Raw genomic sequence first — 14,291 nt, forward strand, 5'->3', positions numbered from 1 at the left:
TGAGCCAGCCGCGCACCCGCCGCGCACCGCCCGTACGAACCCTGTGGTCCGTCTAAGAGCACGCGCTCCCGTCGACGGCGGCGGGACGCGGGTCAGTGGCCGAGGCCGCCGAGCAGGCTCGCGAAGTCCGGGGTCGCGGGGAGCGCATCGGCTTCCTGCGGGGCCCGCCTGGAGGCCCGGATCGCCCAGGTCAGGTCGGCTCCGGCCCGGCGGATGCGACCGTCCAGGGCGGCCGCGTCACCGTCGGTCCCCCAGTCGTCGGTCGCGGCGAAGACCCCGGTGGGCACGATCGCCGCGCGCAGGTACGCGAAGACGGGCCGCAGGGCGTGGTCGATCGCGAGGGAGTGCCGCGAGGTCCCGCCGGTGGCCCCGAGCAGCACGGGCATGTCGGCCATCGAGTCCTTGTCGAGCACGTCCAGGAACGACTTCGCCAGTCCGCTGACGCCCGCGGTGAAGATCGGCGTGACGAACACGACGGCGTCGGCCTCGACCACGGCGGCCATCGCTGCGGAGAGCGCGGGGGCCGCGAAGCCGGTGAGCATCGCGTCGGTGATCTCGTGCGCGAGCGGCCGGAGTTCGACGTGCACGACGTGTGCCGGGGTGCCCTCGGCGACGAGCGACGCCACGGCGGCCTCGCCCAGACGGTCGGCGAGCAGGCGGGTGGAGCTGGGCTCGGAGAGTCCGGCGGAGACGACGGCGATGGTGGTCATGATGCTTCCCGACTTTCGATGCGTTTGCATGAACATAGCATCCAACCGGGTCCCCCTCGCAACCATTCCCGCCATCGAACAGCGTGCCGATCAGTCACGACTCCCCGCGCGCTGACTGCGGAGCGGTCACGAAGTGTCGACTGGGACCGTGGTGGCCGACGAGTCGTGACCGCGGGACGAGTGCGGGCGACGTGTCGTGACCGACCGAGGACGGACCGAGGACGGAGCGCGGTCGTAGCGGGGGCCCCGCCGAGCGCCGAACGCCCCGCGGAACGAAGAACGCCCCGGTCCTCTCGAAGAGGACCGGGGCGTTCGGTCAAGCGTGTGTCGGTCGACTAGCGACGCAGGCCGAGGCGCTCGATGAGCGTGCGGTAGCGGGCGATGTCGACGTCGGAGAGGTAGCCGAGGAGACGGCGACGCTGACCGACCATGAGGAGCAGGCCACGACGCGAGTGGTGGTCGTGCTTGTGCTCCTTGAGGTGCTCGTTCAGGTCGTTGATACGACGCGTCAGAACGGCGACCTGGACCTCGGGGGATCCGGTGTCGCCCGGGTGGGTCGCGTACTCTTCGATGATCTCCTGCTTGACCTGTGCGTCAAGTGCCATGGTGATCCCCTTCCTGTCCGTTGCGCGGTGCCCGTGCCTGATGCACGAGCGCTCTTTGTCCGCGGCCGTTCGACGGCAACCGCACAAGACTACCAGAGTCCTAGGCGGTCCTGGGGTGCAGACGGCGTCGGCGACGACGCTCCGGCAGCAGGCTGCGGACGAGTCCGACCAGCGTCGCGCCGAGCAGTCCGCCGAGGCCGTTCGACAGCACGTCGCGCGGGTCCGCGACGCGGTACGGCAGGTACGTGGCCTGCGCGAACTCGATGCCCGTGGACAGGGCGACCGCGACGAGCGCGCCGAGGATCCACCAGCGCCGGGGCAACCACAGCGCCGCGAGCATCCCCACGGGCACGAACATCGCGATGTTGGCGAGGAACTCGGTGCGCTCGTACGTGAACCAGGCACCGTGCGGCAGCTGCTGCACCCAGGCGATCGCGTGCAGCACGAGGGAGTTCTGGGCCGAGGTGAAGACCTGCGGGGTCAGCGTCATCCGCCAGATCGCCCAGGCGTAGCCCGCGGTCAGGGCGAGGAGGAGGAGTCGACGGAACATCCGCACAGTGTGCTGCACGGTCCTGCGCGGTCGCTGGAGCGCTCCTGTCAGCCGTCGGTGCGACACCTGGGCGATCGCGGATCGGCGCTGGTCAGGACTCCCCCGCACCTGTCAGCATGGGTCCGGGCGCGATCGGAGCCCGCACCACCGACACCGCACGGTCAGATCAGGAGCACCGCAGCATGCCGGAGCACGAGGCACCCAGCACCCCACGCCGCAACCGCACCGGCGGCCTGCGGCAGTGGGGGTGGATCGCCGCTGCGGCCGTCGTCGTCGCCGCGGTCGTCACGACCCTCGTGGTCGTCGGCCCGTGGAACGGCGGCCAGCCGGACGGTGACCGTACCCCGAGCGGCCGCAGCGTCGCCGAGCGGAAGTCCGCGGCCGAGGCGTTCCCGGGCGGGCTCGCGCGCCAGCCGACCGCCGTGAACCAGGCCGGCCTCCGCGAGCGCCAGGCCCGAGCCGACGGTGACACCCAGACCGCCGAGCAGATCGCGGTGATCGCCGACCAGCCGATCGCGACGTGGCTGACGAACACCTCGCGGGCCGAGACCCGCTCCACGATCCGGTCGGTGGTCAGCACGGCCGAGCAACGCGGTGGCACCCCCGTGTTCGTCCTCTACAACATCCCGGACCGTGACTGCGGCAGCTACTCGAAGGGCGGCACCGAGGACGACGCCTACCTGCCGTGGGTCCGGTCCGCCGTCCGGGCGATGGCCGGTTCGCACGCGGTCGTGCTCGTCGAACCCGACTCGATCGCCCAGATCCAGAACTGCGAGCGGCTGCGCGACGAACGCCTGCCCCTGCTGCGGAAGGCCGTCGACGCCCTGACCGGCCACGGGCTCACCGTGTACCTGGACGGCGGCAACGAGAACCGTGTGCCGACCGCCACCATGGCCGACTGGCTGCGGCAGGCCGGCGTCGACGAGGTGCAGGGTTTCTTCACGAACGTGTCGAACTTCTACCGGGTCGACCAGGAGCGCGCGTACGCCGACGAGCTCGCCGACGCGATCGGCGGCGACCCGCACTTCGTCATCGACGTCTCCCGCAACGGGCAGGGGTGGCGGGGAACCTGGTGCAACCCCGAGGGCGCCGGCCTCGGCCAGGAGCCGCACGTCACCGGCGGCAGCACCCGGCTCGACGCCCTGCTCTGGGTGAAGACGCCCGGGCTCAGCGACGGCACCTGCAACGGCGGCCCCGCGGCCGGCCAGTGGTGGGAGTCGTACGCGCTGGCCCTCGTCGAGCACCGCAAGCGCGACTGACCACCGTCTTCCGACAGCCCGCGCAGGGCCGTGTCGGTGCCCGGTGGTTGCATGTGCGCATGACCGCGACCGACCGCATCCGCTCCGTCGTCCCGCCCTACCTGCTCCGCGCCGTCGCCGACGCCGACGCGTTCCCCCGGGCGGCCTCGGCGGCACGCACCGCACTGGCCTCGCTCGACGCCGTGCAGGCGCCGAAGCACGCGCACCTGGTCGCGCCGCGCGGCGTCAGCGGTGCCGTCGACCGCTCGCCGCAGCGAACGATCACCGACGCGCACGGCACCACGACGCTGCCCGGCACCGTCGTCCGGCGCGAGGGCGACGCCGACTCCGGTGACGCCGCGGTCGACGAGGCGTACGCGGGCCTCGGCGCCACGCACGCCTTCTGGCTCGAGGTGTTCGGCCGGGTGTCGATCGACGGCGCCGGGCTCCCCCTCGACGCGACCGTGCACTACGGCCAGGACTACGACAACGCCTACTGGGACGGCAACCGGATGGTGTTCGGCGACGGCGACGACGAAGTGTTCCGCCGTTTCACCGTCGCGCTCGAGGTCATCGGCCACGAGCTCGCGCACGGCGTCACGCAGTACACCGCCGACCTGACCTACCAGGGCCAGTCGGGCGCCCTCAACGAGTCGATCAGCGACGTCTTCGGCTCCCTGGTCGCCCAGTACGCGGCGGGGCAGACGGCGGAGCAGGCGAGCTGGCTCATCGGCGAGGGGCTGTTCACCGACGCCGTGCAGGGCGACGCGCTCCGGTCGATGCGGGCCCCCGGCACCGCGTACGACGACCCGGTGCTCGGGAAGGACCCGCAGCCGGCGACAATGTCCGGCTTCGTCGTCACCACGGACGACGCCGGTGGGGTCCACACGAACTCCGGCATCCCGAACCACGCGTTCTTCCTGGCTGCCACGGCCATCGGCGGCCCCGCGTGGCTGGGCGCCGGTGCCGTCTGGTGGGACGCTCTGACGTCGCCCGAGGTGACCGCTTCGATCGACTTCGCGGGCTTCGCCACCGTCACTGTCGACGCGGCCGGGCGGCGGTTCGGGGACGGTTCCGCCGAGCAGACCGCGGTCCGTCAGGCCTGGCAGCAGGTGGGCGTGCTCGACTGAGCAGGCCACCCGGGCGTAGCGTCGCGGGCATGCGCATCGAGGTCCGCCGCTCCGGGGGCTTCGCCGGCACCACACGACGCTGGCGGGTCGACACCGACACGAGCAGCGACCCCACGGCGTGGTCCGACGTCGTCGACGCGCTGCGGCGCACCCCGGCACCGACGGCACCGCCCGTCCCCGACGACTTCAGCTGGACGATCACCGTCGAGCGCACCACCGTGACGATCCCGGGTCGCCGCCTCGACGGTCCGTGGGCCGACCTGGTCGCGCGGGTGCGGTCCGAAGGCGACCCGACCTGAGCCGGGAGGCCCGTGGCGGGCCCGCACCGGGCCTCCCGTCCGCCCCGCGGGGACGCCACCACCCACCGATCGTGCGCAGGAACGGTCGCGTGGGACCGACGGACCCGACCGTTCCTGCTCACGAAGTGCGCGGGGACACGCGCACGACCGTCAGTCGACGTCGATGACCGTCAGACGACGTGTCGGACGCGTCATCGCGACGTACACCGCGGCGGCGGCACGGGCGGCGTCGGCACCCACGCCGTCCGGGTCGACGAGCAGCACGCCGTCGAACTCCAGACCCTTGGCGTCCGCACCCGTCAGCACCGTGAGCGAGCCGGCGTTCGGCGAGGCGAGGCCCCGGACGTCCGCCTCGGTGCGGGCGAGCCGCTGCCGGACCGTGTCGACCTGGGCCTCGGGGACGATGACGCCGATGGTGCCGGAGCCGATCCGGGCACGCTCGGCGTCGGCGACGGCCACGACGGTGTCGAGCAGGTCGGCCCGGGCGACTCGGACGCGCTCGACGGGGTCACCGTCTCGAACGGCCTCGTTGCGGGTGACCGTGAGGCCGGCGCTGTCCGCGAAGGCCCCGGCGGCCTCGACGATGGAGCGCGGGGTGCGGTAGTTCACCGTGAGCTGCTCGATGCGGTGGTCGAGCGGCACCTGCGGCGCACGGCCGCGTCGGCGACGCGCGAGCGCCCCGATGACGTCGTCCCAGGTGCGTGCGGCACCGGGCGAGGAACCCTGCGCCATGTCGCCGACGATCGTGAAGGAGCGCAGCGGGTTGCGGCGGGCGAGCACGCGCCACTGCATCGGCGAGAGCTCCTGCGCCTCGTCGACGACGATGTGCCCGTAGGTCCACTCGCGGTCGTCGGCGGCGCGCTCGGCGGTGGAGCGGGGGTCACCGCCCTCTGCGAACGAGCCGGCGACCTGCTCGGCGCTGACGATGCCCTCGACGCCCATGTTCTCGATGGCCTGGCGGGCGTTCTCGATGTCACGGTTCCGGCTGGCCTTCGCCGCGCGCTTGGCGGCGCCGCCGGTCGGGTCGAACGGGCCGAGCAGTTCGGCGGCCTCGTCGAGCAGGGGGACGTCCTCGACGGTCCAGGCCGTGCCGCGGGCACGCTGCAGCAGGGCGCGGCGCTCCGGGGTCCAGTCGGGGGTGAGCGACGCGAGCCAGTTCGGCCGGGCGTAGAGGTCCTCGAGGAACTTCTCGGGCGGCAGCGGCAACCACGCGGTGTTGAGCAGCACGCGGGCGTCGTACGAACTCCGGATGTCCTCGCGCAGGACCTTCTCGTCGGCCTCGTCCACCGTGGTGCCGCGCTCCCGCAGCTGCTCGGCGAGCAGGCGGGTCATCGCGTCGAGGGCGGTCTTGTTGAACGTGACGCGGGCGGCGTTGTGCGGCTTGCCGCGGTCCTGCGCGCGCTTCATGGCGTCGGCGACGAGCTGCGGCGGCACGACGAGCCGCTCGCCCTCGATGTCGAGCGTGACCGACTCGGTCGGCACGACCTGGCGCGAGCGCACGGCCCGGCGCAGCAGTGACGCCATCTGCGCCGCGCCCTTGACGGCGGCGACGTCGCGGGTGTCGTGCGTCGTCGCGTGCACGCCCGGGTAGAGCGAACCGAGCGACGCCATCACGACACCGGTCTCGCCGAGCGACGGGAGCACCTGCTCGATGTAGGTCAGGAACGCCGGGGACGGGCCGACCATGAGCACGCCGGAGCCCCGCAGCCGCTCGCGGTAGGAGTAGAGCAGGTAGGCGGCGCGGTGCAGCGCCACGGCGGTCTTGCCGGTGCCGGGGCCGCCCTGCACGATGAGCACGCCCTCGAGCGGAGAGCGGATGATGCGGTCCTGCTCACCCTGGATCGTCGCGACGATGTCGGTCATCCGGCCGGTGCGCTCGGCGGTCACCGCGGCGAGCAGCGCCCCTTCACCCTGCAGGTGGGTGCGCTCGTCGTCGTAGAGCGAGGCGTCGAACACCTCGTCCTCGACGCCGACCACGCGACGGCCCTGCAGGGACAGGTGCCGACGGGAGCGCATGCCCATCGGGTGCGCGGCGGTGGCCTGGTAGAAGGCGCTCGCACCGGGGACGCGCCAGTCGAGCAGCAGCGGCCGGTGCTCGGCGTCGCGCAGCCCCACACGGCCGATGTACCGGAAGGTGTCGTCTGGGTTGTCGGGCTCGGCGACCTCGAGCCGGCCGAAGACCAGACGGTCCCCCACCCGCTCGAGCGTCGCGACGGTGTCCTCGTAGAGCCGCGCGTACGCGTCGCGCTCGCTGCGGCTCTGGTGGTTCCCGCCGACCGCCTGTCGGCGGGTCTCGGCGAGGCGCTGTTCGGCCTCGGCGGTCAGCTCGTCGAGACGACGGAAGAGGCCGTCGACGTAGCCGCGTTCACGGTCGATCTCGGTCGGTTCGGACACACGCAACCCTTCGGGAAGAGGGGGAACCAGTGTACTGCCCACCGGGAGCCCCGCTGTCCCCGAAGGGTCGCGTCGGAGTCACATCTCTTCGTGCGTGTCCGGGTCGCCGTCCCACAGACGACCGCGCTCGAGCGCGGAGATCGCCTGCACCTCGTCGTCGGTCAGCTCGAAGCCGAAGACGTCGAGGTTCTCCTTCTGGCGGGCGGCGTCACCCGACTTCGGCACCGGCACGGCACCGAGCTGGACGTGCCAGCGCAGCACGACCTGGCCGGGTGCCACACCGTGCGCCGCGGCGGCGTCGACGATCGGCTGCTCGGTGAGCAGTTCCGACCGCTTCGCGAGCGGGCTCCAGCTCTCGGTCACGATGCCGAGCTCCTGGTGCACCTTCCGCAGTTCCGCCTGGGGGAAGTACGGGTGCAGCTCCACCTGGTTGACGGCCGGGGCGACCCCGGTGGCGTCGACGATCCGGCGCAGGTGCTCGGGCGTGAAGTTCGAGACGCCGATCGAGCGGACCTTGCCGCTGTCGCGGAGGTCGACGAACGCCTTCCAGGTGTCGACGAACTTGTCCACCGACGGGTTCGGCCAGTGGATCAGGTACAGGTCGACGTGGTCGAGCCCCAGGTTGCCGAGGGTCTCGTCGATCGAGCGGTGCGCCTCGTCGTAGCCGTGGTGCCGGCCGGGCAGCTTCGACGTGACGACGAGGTCCTCGCGCGCCACCTCGGACTCACGGACGGCCTTGCCGACGGCGTCCTCGTTGCCGTAGTTCAGCGCCGTGTCGAGCAGCCGGTAGCCGCTCGCGATCGCGGTACCGACCGCCGCCGCGCCCTCGTCGCCGTTCAGGCCGTAGGTGCCGAGGCCGAGCTCCGGGAACCGGTGGCCGTCGTTCAGCTCGATCGTCGGGGCACCGACCTGCATCAGCGAACCCCGAGCAGGTCGATCACGAAGATGAGGGTCTTGCCGGACAGGAAGTGGCCACCACCGGCGGGGCCGTAGGCGAGCTCCGGCGGGACGACGAGCTTGCGGCGTCCGCCGACCTTCATGCCGGGGATGCCCTCCTGCCAGCCGCGCACCAGGGCCGCGAGCGGGAAGTCGATGGGCTCGCCGCGGTTCCAGGAGCTGTCGAACTCCTCGCCGGTCTCGTACTCGACGCCGGCGTAGTGGACCTTGACGGTCGAGCCGGCGGACGCTTCCTCGCCGGAGCCCTCGACGATGTCGGTGATGACGAGCTCGGTGGGGGCGGGGCCCTCGGGGGCGTCGAACTCGGGCTTGCTGTTCAGGTCAGTCATGCGGATCAGTCAACCAGAGCGCGCACCGGGCACGCGCAACGAGCGTCCAGCCCGCAGAATGGTTCCACCGTGACACCATCGACTCCCGCACCGCCGCGCCGCCGCCTGCTCGCCGACCTCACCCCGCTCCGCCGCTCCCCCGCCTTCGCCCGGCTCTGGGCCGGCACCGCGATCGCCGGCATCGGTACCCAGATGACCACCGTCGCCGTCGGGCTCGAGGTCTACGAGATCACCCGTTCGACCTTCGCCGTGGCCCTCGTCGGTGTCATCGCGCTCGTGCCGATGATCATCGCCGGCCTGTACGGCGGCATGCTCGCGGACGCCTTCGACCGACGCCTCGTCGCGCTCGTGTCGTCGATCATCGCGTGGGTCGCCGTCGCCCTGATCGCCACGCACGCCTGGCTCGACCTGCACAGCGTCGCACTGCTCTACGTGCTCGCGACGGTGAACGCCGTGGCGGCGACCGTCAGCAACGCCTCCCGCTCGGCCATCGTCCCCCGGCTCGTCGGCACCGACCTGCTGCCCGCGGCGAGCGCCCTGGGCGGGATCGCGTCCGGGTTCCAGGTCACCGTGGGTCCGGCGATTGCCGGTGTGCTCATCGCGAGCGTCGGGTTCGCGCCGACCTACACGATCGACGTCGTGCTGTTCACGTTCGCGTTCCTCGGGGTGTTCACGCTGCCCCGGATGGCCGCCGACCACGACGCACTGCGGCCGGGGCTCGGATCGCTCATCGAGGGCGCGAAGTTCCTGCGGCGGTCGCGCAACATCACGATGACGTTCGTGCTCGACATCATCGCGATGACCTTCGGGCAGCCACGTGTGCTGTTCCCCGCGATCGGCGCGCTCGTCATCGGCGGTGGGTCGATCACCGTCGGCACCCTGACCGCCGCGTACGCGATCGGGGCGCTGCTGTCGAGCGTGTTCTCCGGGCCGCTCGGGCACGTCCGACGCCAGGGTGAGGCCGTCGGCTGGGCCATCACGGCGTACGGCGGGGCGATCGCGGCGTTCGGTGTGGTCATCGCGCTGGCGCACGTGCTCGGCGGCCGCTCGGGCGAGGCGTTCGGCGTCGAGATCCTGCCGGCGCTCGGGCTCGCGGCGCTGTTCCTGGCGATGGCCGGCGGTGCGGACAACGTCAGCTCGGTGTTCCGGAACACGATCCTGCAGGCGGCCTCGCCGGACGGCATGCGCGGTCGGCTGCAGGGCATCTTCATCGTCGTGGTCACGGGCGGCCCGCGGCTCGGTGACCTGTACGCCGGCCTGGTCGTCGCGGCCGGCATCGCGTACCCGCCGGTCATCGGCGGCGTGCTGATCATCGGCCTCGTCGCGCTGCTCCTCCGGATGGTCCCGTCGTTCCGCCGCTACGACGCCCTGCACCCCCACGCCAACTGACCGGTCGGTCCTGGTGCGCAAGACACCGGTGTTCGCACGTGGAACACCCGCGTTCCGCGGTGCGGAGCGTGAACACCGGTGTCTTGCAGGAGCTCGCGACGCGACCAACAGGCGGACGGGAGGCGCGGGGCGGGCCCGCCACGCGCCTCCAGGCCGTCACGTGTCGGGTACCGTACGACACATGCCGGACAGCGCATCGCGCGACCTCCAGCGGACGGGAGTCCGCGCCGTCGTCCGGCGCACCTACCACTCGGTCATCCGGCACCGCGTCGTCGACGCGGCCGCGTCGCTGACCTTCTTCGCGCTCCTGACGGTGTTCCCGACCGCGCTGGCGGTCGTGTCGGCGCTGTCCATCGTCGACCGCAAGGGCGACAGCCTGACCGACATCGTCGAGGTCCTCGGGTTCATCGTCCGGCCGGAGACCGCCCAGCACCTCGAGGGGCCGCTCCGGCAGCTGCTGACCCTGGACAACCCGTGGCTCGGGTTCACGATCGGCGTCGTGCTGACGCTCTGGTCGCTGTCCGGCTACGCGACGGCGTTCGGGCGGGCGATGAACACCGCCTACGAGGTCGAGGAGGGCCGGCGGATCTGGAAGTTCCGCAGCATGATGCTCCTCGTCACGCTGCTCGTCATGGTCGGCGGTGCCGTCGCCATCGTCATCCTGCTCGGCACGCCGACGATCTCCGAGGCCGTCATCCGACAGCTCGGGTGGGCGCCCTGGATCGACGACGTGTGGAACGTGGTGAAGTGGCCGGTGCTGGCGGCCGACCTCGTCGTGATGGTGGCGGTGCTCTACTACGCGACGCCGAACGTGAAGACCCCGCAGCTGCGGTGGGTGTCGGCCGGTGCCGCGTTCGCGATCGTGACCTGGGCCATCGCGACGGTGGGGTTCGCGCTCTACGTGGAGACCCTTGGCGGCGGGAACCGCGCCTACGGGTGGCTCGGTGGCGCGATCCTGCTGCTCGTGTACCTGTACATCTCCAACTTCGTGCTCGTGGTCGGCGGGGAGCTCGACTCCGAGGTGATCCGGATGCGGCAGCTGCTCGCCGGCATCGAGGCGGACGAGTCGATCCGGCTGCCGCTGCGCGACGTCACGCGGAACTTCACGCTCGCGCGCTGGCGGGACCAGGACATCGCGGCCGCGCAGCACGTCCGGGCCGAGGCCGCGCGGGTGGCCGAGGAAGAGGACGCTGAGCTGACCCCGGGCGAGGAGCACCTGCGGGCGATGGCGCAGCAGGTGCGGGTGGGCGAGCGGCCGCTGCCCTGACGGGCGTGCGTGTGCGCGCGGTGCTTGTGCGCGCGTTCCTGTGGTGCGGACGCCCCGCGTCAGCGCTTGCGCGCCTCGGCGTCCAGCATCTCCTCGGTGACGATCGGGATCGCGCCCGTCGCCAGCTCGATCCCCGACAGCCGCGCCGGGCTGAGCACCCGCATGACCTGGTCCTCCTCCATCAGCCCCGCGGCCACGACGAGCGTCGAGATCGGCGTCGAGGTGGTCAGCGCCGTGTGCGCGATCGACGCCGCGGCCGCGTACCCGATGTACGGCGTCAGCGCGGTGACGACGCCGACGTTCGTGTCGACCTGGGCTGCGAGCTTCGCCTCGTTCGCCTCGATGCCGACGACGCAGTGCTCGCGCAGGGTCGCGCAGCCGCGGGACATCCACTGCAGCGACTGCAGGATCGAGTGGGCGATGATCGGCTCGAAGGCGTTGAGCTGCAGCTGCCCGCTCTCCGCCGCCATCGTCACGGTGGTGTCGGCCCCGGCGACCGCGTAGGCGATCTGGTTCACGACCTCGGGGATCACCGGGTTGACCTTGCCCGGCATGATCGACGAGCCGGCCTGGCGAGCCGGCAACGTGATCTCGCCGAGGCCCGCCTGCGGGCCGGACGACAGCAGCCGCAGGTCGTTGCAGATCTTCGAGAGCTTCGCGGCGCTGCGCTTCACCGTGCCGGACAGGGTCATGAACGCACCGGCGTCGCTCGTCGCCTCGATGAGGTCGGGGGCGGTGACGACGTCGATGCCGCTCGCCTCCTGCAGCTGTCGGCGGACCTCGTCGCGGTAGAGCGGGTCCGCGGTGATCCCGGTGCCGATCGCCGTGGCGCCGAGGTTCATCTCGGCGAGCAGCGGCATCACCTTGCGGAGCAGGTCCGCGTCCTCCTGGATCGTGTGCGAGAACCCGGTGAACTCCTGCCCGAGGGTCATCGGCACGGCGTCCTGCAGCTGCGTCCGGCCCACCTTCAGCACGTCGGCGAAGGCGCGGCCCCGCTCGGCGAACGCCGCGGAGAGTTCCTCGAGCTGCACGATCAGACGACGGACCCCGAAGATCATCGCGATCTTGATGCTCGTCGGGTAGGTGTCGTTCGTGGACTGGCTGCGGTTCACGTGGTCGATCGGGTGCAGGTACGCGTAGTCGCCCCGCTCACGGCCCAGGAGTTCGAGGGCCCGGTTCGCGAGCACCTCGTTCGTGTTCATGTTCGTGCTCGTCCCGGCGCCGCCCTGCACGACGTCGACGACGAACTGCTCGCGGAGTGCTCCGTCGCGGACTTCCTGCGCTGCACGGTCGATCGCGTCGGCGCGCTCTTCGTCGAGGACACCGATCGTCCGGTTCGCCCGCGCCGCCGCCTGCTTCACGGTGACGAGCGCCTCGATGAGGTCCGGGTACACGGCGATCGGTACGGAGGTGATCGGGAAGTTCTCCAGTGCCCGCAACGTGTTGATGCCCCAGTACGCGTCGTTCGGGACCTCCCGTGATCCCAGCGAGTCGCTCTCGGTCCGCGTCGTCGTCGTCACAGGTGCCTCCTCGTTGCCGGTCACACGTCGAGGCTAGTCCCGTCCGTCCGGCCGGTCCGGGAACGCGCCGGGGCTGGGCGGAGCGGGCGGCGTGCCCGCCTCGGGCCTCCCGTCGCTTCGTGAGCAGAAGATGTCGGCTCGCGCTGCGGGACTCGACATCTTCTGCTCACCAAGCGCGCCGCCTGCGCGCGCGGGCGCGGCGAACCCGCGACGAGTGAGCAGAAGACGCCGGGTCGCGAGGGGCGATCCGGCGTCTTCTGCACGCTCGGTGAGCGTGCCCGTCAGTGGAACTGCGGGACGATGAGGTAGATGCCGTAGAGCACGACGGCGCCGCACACGACGAAGCAGGCGATGGCAGCGGCGCGGAGTGCGCGTGCGGCCGCCGAGGCTCCGGCGGGGTTCGGGAAGCCGGCGGTGGCCGGGCCGATCGTGCCGTCCTCCTTCACGGTGAACTTGCCTTCGCGGGTGTCGGCGGCGCTCCAGAGACGGAGGCCGACCGAGTACACGGCGACGACGAAGCACGACGAGACCACGGCGACGAGCGCCACGGTGAGGAATGCGAACCAGTCGATGCCCATCAGCGACGGCCTCCCTTGCGGGCCGCCATGCGACGGAGCGTGCGCTCGCGGCTCAGTTCGGCGCGACGCTGGGCGACCGCGTCGGCACGCTTCTTGCGCTGCATGTCACGCAGCTCCTTGCGGGTCAGGACCGCGTTCGCGGCGACGTCGACCTCGATCGCGGAGGCCTGCTCGTGCGGCTTGCGGAGCGACCACAGGTACAGGCCGAGGATCACGACGGCGCCGATCACGGCGTCGAGCACGAGCCCGATGACGCCGAGGCGGGCGATGCCCGAAGCGACCGCACCGACCGCGGCGGCCGCGGGCAGGGTGATGAACCAGGCGATGACGATCTTGCCGGCGGTCGACCACTGGATCTTCGAGCCGCGGCGGCCGAGACCGGCACCGATGATCGAGCCCGAGGACACCTGCGTGGTCGACAGTGCGAAGCCGAGGTGGCTGGAGGCGAGGATCGTCGCGGCGGTCGAGGCCTCGGCGGCGAAGCCCTGCGTCGCACGGATCTCGGTGATGCCCGAGCCGAGGGTGCGGATGATGCGCCAGCCGCCCGTGTAGGTACCGAGGGCGATCGCGAGGGCACAGGCGACGACGACCCAGAACTGCACGCCCTGGTTCGACGACTGCGCGCCCGAGGCGATGAGGGTCAGCGTGATGACACCCATCGTCTTCTGCGCGTCGTTGGTGCCGTGCGCCAGGGACACCATCGAGCTGGTGAAGACCTGCCCGATGCGGAACCCGCCGCGCTCGTTCGGGAACACCGGACGCTTCGTGATCCGGTACGCGATGCGCGTCGACAGGAACGACACGAGCGCGGCGATCACGGGCGAGGCGAACGCCGGGATGATCACCACCGTCAGCAGCGCGACGTAGTTGACCGACTGGAACCCGGCACCGACGATCGCGGCACCGATGAGCCCGCCGAACAGCGCGTGCGACGACGACGACGGCAGCCCGCGGAGCCACGTGATCATGTTCCAGACGACTGCCCCGATCAGGCCCGCGAAGATCATCTCGGGGCTGATGGCGACGCCACCGGGCCCCTCGTTGATCAACCCGTGTGAGATCGACGTCGCCACGGCGGTGCTGAGGAACGCACCGACCAGGTTGAGCACCGCAGCGACGGTGACCGCCACCTTGGGCTTCATGGCGCCGGTCGCGATCGGGGTCGCCATCGCGTTGGCGGTGTCGTGAAAACCGTTTGTGAAGTCGAAGAAGAGGGCCAACGCGATGACCAGGACGACTATGAGTGTGATGTCCACCGCGGGCAAGTGTCCCAGGCGTCGGCCCTTCGAGCAAACCTGATCGGCAACCTGTTGTTCACCGCAGCT

Annotated in this window: 14 protein-coding genes; 5 read left to right on the forward strand and 9 right to left on the reverse strand. The window is 71.5% G+C overall.

Annotated features, from left to right (window positions below; all coding sequences use genetic code 11):
• Positions 1-92: 92 nt before the first annotated feature.
• The 3 genes from DEJ05_RS02880 to DEJ05_RS02890 form a co-directional block, all read right to left on the reverse strand.
• Positions 93-710, reverse strand: coding sequence for a CE1759 family FMN reductase (locus tag DEJ05_RS02880; protein WP_111109693.1), 618 nt, complete (start codon positions 708-710; stop codon positions 93-95).
• A 335-nt stretch (positions 711-1,045) separates the two neighbouring features.
• A complete protein-coding gene (gene rpsO, locus DEJ05_RS02885) occupies positions 1,046-1,315 on the reverse strand; it encodes a 30S ribosomal protein S15 (protein ID WP_017885935.1) in 270 nt (89 codons plus the stop codon).
• A 100-nt stretch (positions 1,316-1,415) separates the two neighbouring features.
• On the reverse strand, positions 1,416-1,865 hold the full coding sequence (locus tag DEJ05_RS02890) for a VanZ family protein (RefSeq protein ID WP_110864721.1): 450 nt from the start codon (positions 1,863-1,865) through the stop codon (positions 1,416-1,418).
• A gap of 182 nt (positions 1,866-2,047) precedes the next feature.
• Between DEJ05_RS02890 and DEJ05_RS02895 the strand changes: the two genes are divergently transcribed.
• Genes DEJ05_RS02895 through DEJ05_RS02905 form a run of 3 tightly spaced genes read left to right on the forward strand, consistent with a single transcriptional unit; the run spans position 2,048 to position 4,532 of the window.
• Positions 2,048-3,124, forward strand: coding sequence for a glycoside hydrolase family 6 protein (locus tag DEJ05_RS02895; protein ID WP_146245002.1), 1,077 nt, complete (start codon positions 2,048-2,050; stop codon positions 3,122-3,124).
• A gap of 59 nt (positions 3,125-3,183) precedes the next feature.
• Positions 3,184-4,233, forward strand: a complete 1,050-nt coding sequence (locus tag DEJ05_RS02900) for a M4 family metallopeptidase (RefSeq protein ID WP_111109694.1) — start codon at positions 3,184-3,186, stop codon at positions 4,231-4,233.
• A 29-nt stretch (positions 4,234-4,262) separates the two neighbouring features.
• Complete coding sequence (locus tag DEJ05_RS02905) at positions 4,263-4,532, forward strand: protealysin inhibitor emfourin (RefSeq protein WP_111100781.1); 270 nt, start codon at positions 4,263-4,265, stop codon at positions 4,530-4,532.
• 150 nt (positions 4,533-4,682) lie between these two features.
• Here DEJ05_RS02905 and DEJ05_RS02910 read toward each other — a convergent pair whose 3' ends face one another.
• From DEJ05_RS02910 to DEJ05_RS02920, 3 genes are all read right to left on the reverse strand, one after another.
• Positions 4,683-6,926: an ATP-binding domain-containing protein gene (locus DEJ05_RS02910; protein WP_241660464.1), complete on the reverse strand. Its 2,244-nt coding sequence runs from the start codon at positions 6,924-6,926 to the stop codon at positions 4,683-4,685.
• A 78-nt stretch (positions 6,927-7,004) separates the two neighbouring features.
• A complete protein-coding gene (locus DEJ05_RS02915) occupies positions 7,005-7,841 on the reverse strand; it encodes an aldo/keto reductase (RefSeq protein ID WP_027464743.1) in 837 nt (278 codons plus the stop codon).
• Positions 7,841-8,212, reverse strand: coding sequence for an FKBP-type peptidyl-prolyl cis-trans isomerase (locus DEJ05_RS02920; RefSeq protein ID WP_173035534.1), 372 nt, complete (start codon positions 8,210-8,212; stop codon positions 7,841-7,843). The genes DEJ05_RS02915 and DEJ05_RS02920 overlap by 1 nt, the downstream gene beginning before the upstream one ends.
• Positions 8,213-8,281: 69 nt before the next feature.
• On the opposite strand from DEJ05_RS02920, the gene DEJ05_RS02925 reads away from it, so the two are divergent.
• Entirely contained in the window at positions 8,282-9,601 is a 1,320-nt protein-coding gene (locus DEJ05_RS02925) for an MFS transporter (RefSeq protein WP_111109695.1), read from the forward strand.
• A 181-nt stretch (positions 9,602-9,782) separates the two neighbouring features.
• Positions 9,783-10,868: a YihY/virulence factor BrkB family protein gene (locus DEJ05_RS02930; protein ID WP_111038862.1), complete on the forward strand. Its 1,086-nt coding sequence runs from the start codon at positions 9,783-9,785 to the stop codon at positions 10,866-10,868.
• A 59-nt stretch (positions 10,869-10,927) separates the two neighbouring features.
• Here the strand turns inward: DEJ05_RS02930 and DEJ05_RS02935 are convergent, their stop codons facing one another.
• From DEJ05_RS02935 to DEJ05_RS02945, 3 genes are all read right to left on the reverse strand, one after another.
• A complete protein-coding gene (locus DEJ05_RS02935; protein WP_258376073.1) occupies positions 10,928-12,388 on the reverse strand; it encodes an aspartate ammonia-lyase in 1,461 nt (486 codons plus the stop codon).
• 281 nt (positions 12,389-12,669) lie between these two features.
• Entirely contained in the window at positions 12,670-12,966 is a 297-nt protein-coding gene (locus DEJ05_RS02940) for a hypothetical protein (protein WP_111030495.1), read from the reverse strand.
• Positions 12,966-14,222: an inorganic phosphate transporter gene (locus DEJ05_RS02945; RefSeq protein WP_035807670.1), complete on the reverse strand. Its 1,257-nt coding sequence runs from the start codon at positions 14,220-14,222 to the stop codon at positions 12,966-12,968. Before DEJ05_RS02945 ends, DEJ05_RS02940 begins: the two co-directional genes overlap by 1 nt.
• Positions 14,223-14,291: the final 69 nt, after the last annotated feature.

Source organism: Curtobacterium sp. MCLR17_045 (genome assembly GCF_003234405.1).
In the GTDB taxonomy this organism is placed as follows: domain Bacteria; phylum Actinomycetota; class Actinomycetes; order Actinomycetales; family Microbacteriaceae; genus Curtobacterium; species Curtobacterium flaccumfaciens.

What these genes read in the sequence shown, in the direction of transcription:
- DEJ05_RS02905 (WP_111100781.1), top strand. Translation starts at nt 4,263, where the DNA reads ATGCGCATCGAGGTCCGCCGCTCCGGGGGCTTCGCCGGCACCACACGA.
- DEJ05_RS02895 (WP_146245002.1), top strand. Translation starts at nt 2,048, where the DNA reads ATGCCGGAGCACGAGGCACCCAGCACCCCACGCCGCAACCGCACCGGC.
- DEJ05_RS02890 (WP_110864721.1), bottom strand. Translation starts at nt 1,865, where the DNA reads ATGTTCCGTCGACTCCTCCTCCTCGCCCTGACCGCGGGCTACGCCTGG.
- DEJ05_RS02900 (WP_111109694.1), top strand. Translation starts at nt 3,184, where the DNA reads ATGACCGCGACCGACCGCATCCGCTCCGTCGTCCCGCCCTACCTGCTC.
- DEJ05_RS02915 (WP_027464743.1), bottom strand. Translation starts at nt 7,841, where the DNA reads ATGCAGGTCGGTGCCCCGACGATCGAGCTGAACGACGGCCACCGGTTC.
- DEJ05_RS02940 (WP_111030495.1), bottom strand. Translation starts at nt 12,966, where the DNA reads ATGGGCATCGACTGGTTCGCATTCCTCACCGTGGCGCTCGTCGCCGTG.
- DEJ05_RS02920 (WP_173035534.1), bottom strand. Translation starts at nt 8,212, where the DNA reads ATGACTGACCTGAACAGCAAGCCCGAGTTCGACGCCCCCGAGGGCCCC.
- DEJ05_RS02880 (WP_111109693.1), bottom strand. Translation starts at nt 710, where the DNA reads ATGACCACCATCGCCGTCGTCTCCGCCGGACTCTCCGAGCCCAGCTCC.
- DEJ05_RS02930 (WP_111038862.1), top strand. Translation starts at nt 9,783, where the DNA reads ATGCCGGACAGCGCATCGCGCGACCTCCAGCGGACGGGAGTCCGCGCC.
- rpsO (WP_017885935.1), bottom strand. Translation starts at nt 1,315, where the DNA reads ATGGCACTTGACGCACAGGTCAAGCAGGAGATCATCGAAGAGTACGCG.